Below are 2,621 nucleotides of genomic sequence, written 5' to 3'. Positions count from 1 at the left end.
TATTTTGAACAATTTATCTATGATTATGCTCTTGCCAAGTGGCATGCTCGCACACTTCACAACACCAACTGTCTTTTGCTCGCATAATAGCTATGTCCGCTGGCACTTCTAAAGGACAAACATAGCCACAATAAACGCATTGCACATCATCTAGATAGGCAAAACACTGAGCGACTGTATCAAACAGAATATGAGAACTGATGTCATACTTTCGACAAACTCCTTCCACATGCCCGATAAAATCACTTCTATGATCATAGGCCCAGTAATCACTACAGATTTTTAGGTCCCGTGCGTTCTGAGTCATATTCGGTTCAAGTTTTACACTCATAACGTTCTCCTTAAAAGCCATAGACCGGTTGCGGTAGAAGCCTATAAAGCTCGCTTTGCAGCTGCTGACACATTTCATCAACAAGATAAAGATAATCAGGATTGTCATCCAAGCGCTGCTGTACCCATACTCGCAGTGCCATATGATTGTCAAAACAAGCCTTCACTCCTAGAAACCTTGCCAACCCCGTGCCGGGCTGAATACATAGCTCGCAAATGAGTGTATTAGCAATCTGATTAGCATCCTTACTGATAGCACCGTCAGGTTTAAACTCGCCAAACAGCTTGTCATAATTAATAATTTTCATTGCGACGTCTCCTTGTCAGTTTGTGCATTCGTCAACTTCTCCTTGCTTGCTAGTAGCAGAGTATCCATCGCTGAGCCATCTTGGCGAGTCACGTCAGGCACGTAGCGGCTGTACACCCGAAACAGCATCTCCGTACTACTGTGACCCATCTGCCGCGCGATCCACTCAGGGTTCTCACCAGCAGCGAGCCATAGCGTCGCTGCGGTGTGCCGAGTCTGATACGCACGCCTGTGTTTCAGACCGAGTAGGGCAAGCGTGGGTTTCCATATCCGCCGATTCACATTTCGATACTCCAAAGGGTTACCCTGTGAATTGCAAAATACAAACTCTGATTTACCATGCGTGACAGCCTTTTGATCTTGCAGCGCGTTATATACTAACTGCGACATCGCAATCTCACGCTGTGAGCCTAGCGTCTTTGTCGGACCCATCTCGCCATTGACCAATGCACCGCGAATACGAATCTCACGCCGATCAAAATCAACGCAGTCCCATTTCAGTCCGTCGATCTCACTGGTACGCATTCCCGTAAAAAACCGAGTCGTATAATATGGCTTATAGTCAGCGCGAACATGCTTCAAAAACAGCCACACCTCTGTGAGAGTAAAAGGATTCACATCAGGACGAGCTTGCTTGAGATTCTTAATATTCTTATAAGGCGTCTCAAACTCATAGCGATCAGCCGCCTCTTGTAGTATCATACGCAGTGGTACCATGATCTCGTTGATCCGTGCTACAGACAGACTTGACTGGGCATCTCGACCGTAACGAACTTTGGCGAGGGAGCTACGGAAAGCCAGCAAGTCTGTTTTCTTTATAGCATGTACTGCTTTAACACCAAACTCAGGCAATAGATACTTACCAAGTACAATCTGAACCTTACCTTGATAGCTCGGCCGCCATTCAATTTTCTTCTCTTCATACCAAATATCAGCAAACTGCATAAAGGTTGGATTGCGACTGATACAAGCTTCCGCCCTATCAGCCAGTGCAGTCATTTCCTGTGCACGTTCACTCTTTGGGAAGTAGGCGGCATAATCAAATAATCCTAGAGTGATTTCCGCTTCCATTTTTTCGATGATTTTAGCCAGCTTCTTTCGATTAGCTGGAGTGTCAGTGAGATTGGTCGTCTCACGGCAACGCATATTCATATATCGAAAATCTACAAATAGCTTGCCACGTCTCGCTCTTATTGAGGCCATAATTAAACTCCTTAGTTCAGCAACATTTATTGTAAGGCCATACCATTGATAGTACTCATAACCGGCTTACACATATCCTCCTCGATACGCTCCCACACATATAAAATCTTACGGCCGCCAAAGGGGCGTATATAATGGATGTTTTCAATCAAAACCGTGTCCTTAAGTTGGTTACGGATAGTACGTGCGTCGTATTTGATACGATCGGCTAATTCTTGAGTAGTGAGGTAAGTCTGTGACATAATAATTCTCCATGTGAAATAAATTTACTATTAGTGAGTTATTAGTTATCACTAATGAGTATATATTATCTATAAATATTATCACTTGCAAGCACTTTTTTATCACTTTAGGGATTTTATGTATGATTAAGCTCAATTTACCCGTTTTATTTGCACAAAAAGGCATTCGTGTGGCAGATGCTGATAGGATGTCTAAACTAGGAAGGTCTACTCTATATCGAATGTATAATAACGAAGTCACTCGAATAGATTTCGATTCACTAAATGAGCTGTGTAAGCTTTTAGATTGCACGCCTGGAGATATTATCCTCTATGAAGAAGATAAGATTAGTGAGAAATGATTTTTAGAGGGAGGTTAAAATGCTTATTAAAAGAGTTGATAGCAGAGTATTGAAAGCCATTAAACTTGACGATATTGAGTATTTTACTCTGCCCAATTATTTTTTAGGTTGGGGTCAATTCAATATTTGCGGTTTTAGGGCAGGGCACGGTTTGGGCACCAAATGGGCACCGCACCGAAAATAAACTTTTTGACTGAG

The 2,621-nt window shown here is 42.9% G+C and carries 6 protein-coding genes; 2 read left to right on the top strand and 4 right to left on the bottom strand.

All coding sequences use genetic code 11. The features are described from left to right. Positions 1 to 13: 13 nt before the first annotated feature. From ACT3TU_RS13915 to ACT3TU_RS13900, 4 genes are read right to left on the bottom strand one after another with little or no spacing between them, the layout of a single operon-like run. Positions 14 to 331 carry a hypothetical protein gene (locus ACT3TU_RS13915; protein ID WP_192524261.1) on the bottom strand — a complete coding sequence of 106 codons (318 nt, stop codon included), beginning with the start codon at positions 329 to 331 and terminating at the stop codon, positions 14 to 16. Positions 332 to 341: 10 nt separating this feature from the next. Further along, positions 342 to 638 (bottom strand): hypothetical protein, encoded by a 297-nt coding sequence (locus ACT3TU_RS13910; protein ID WP_192524262.1) that lies wholly within the window; start codon positions 636 to 638, stop codon positions 342 to 344. Further along, on the bottom strand, positions 635 to 1,840 hold the full coding sequence (locus ACT3TU_RS13905; protein WP_444784508.1) for an Arm DNA-binding domain-containing protein: 1,206 nt from the start codon (positions 1,838 to 1,840) through the stop codon (positions 635 to 637). The genes ACT3TU_RS13910 and ACT3TU_RS13905 overlap by 4 nt, the downstream gene beginning before the upstream one ends. Before the next feature lie 26 nt (positions 1,841 to 1,866). Continuing rightward, positions 1,867 to 2,082 (bottom strand): hypothetical protein, encoded by a 216-nt coding sequence (locus ACT3TU_RS13900; protein ID WP_192524264.1) that lies wholly within the window; start codon positions 2,080 to 2,082, stop codon positions 1,867 to 1,869. A gap of 122 nt (positions 2,083 to 2,204) precedes the next feature. Here ACT3TU_RS13900 and ACT3TU_RS13895 point away from each other — a divergent pair, with 122 nt between their 5' ends. Together ACT3TU_RS13895 and ACT3TU_RS13890 are read left to right on the top strand one after the other, a co-directional pair. Next, entirely contained in the window at positions 2,205 to 2,423 is a 219-nt protein-coding gene (locus ACT3TU_RS13895) for a helix-turn-helix domain-containing protein (protein ID WP_192524265.1), read from the top strand. A 19-nt stretch (positions 2,424 to 2,442) separates the two neighbouring features. Beyond that, positions 2,443 to 2,607: a hypothetical protein gene (locus tag ACT3TU_RS13890; RefSeq protein ID WP_192524266.1), complete on the top strand. Its 165-nt coding sequence runs from the start codon at positions 2,443 to 2,445 to the stop codon at positions 2,605 to 2,607. Positions 2,608 to 2,621 lie beyond the last annotated feature (14 nt).

This window comes from Psychrobacter sp. AOP3-A1-26, from assembly GCF_052378235.1.
Lineage (GTDB): Bacteria > Pseudomonadota > Gammaproteobacteria > Pseudomonadales > Moraxellaceae > Psychrobacter.
Note: the sequence above shows the minus strand (reverse complement) of the source record. Positions and strands in the feature narration are given on the sequence as shown.

Excerpts from the sequence above, each read along its gene's own strand:
- ACT3TU_RS13900 (WP_192524264.1), bottom strand. The coding sequence starts at position 2,082 with ATGTCACAGACTTACCTCACTACTCAAGAATTAGCCGATCGTATCAAA.
- ACT3TU_RS13890 (WP_192524266.1), top strand. The coding sequence starts at position 2,443 with ATGCTTATTAAAAGAGTTGATAGCAGAGTATTGAAAGCCATTAAACTT.
- ACT3TU_RS13905 (WP_444784508.1), bottom strand. The coding sequence starts at position 1,840 with ATGGCCTCAATAAGAGCGAGACGTGGCAAGCTATTTGTAGATTTTCGA.
- ACT3TU_RS13910 (WP_192524262.1), bottom strand. The coding sequence starts at position 638 with ATGAAAATTATTAATTATGACAAGCTGTTTGGCGAGTTTAAACCTGAC.
- ACT3TU_RS13895 (WP_192524265.1), top strand. The coding sequence starts at position 2,205 with ATGATTAAGCTCAATTTACCCGTTTTATTTGCACAAAAAGGCATTCGT.
- ACT3TU_RS13915 (WP_192524261.1), bottom strand. The coding sequence starts at position 331 with ATGAGTGTAAAACTTGAACCGAATATGACTCAGAACGCACGGGACCTA.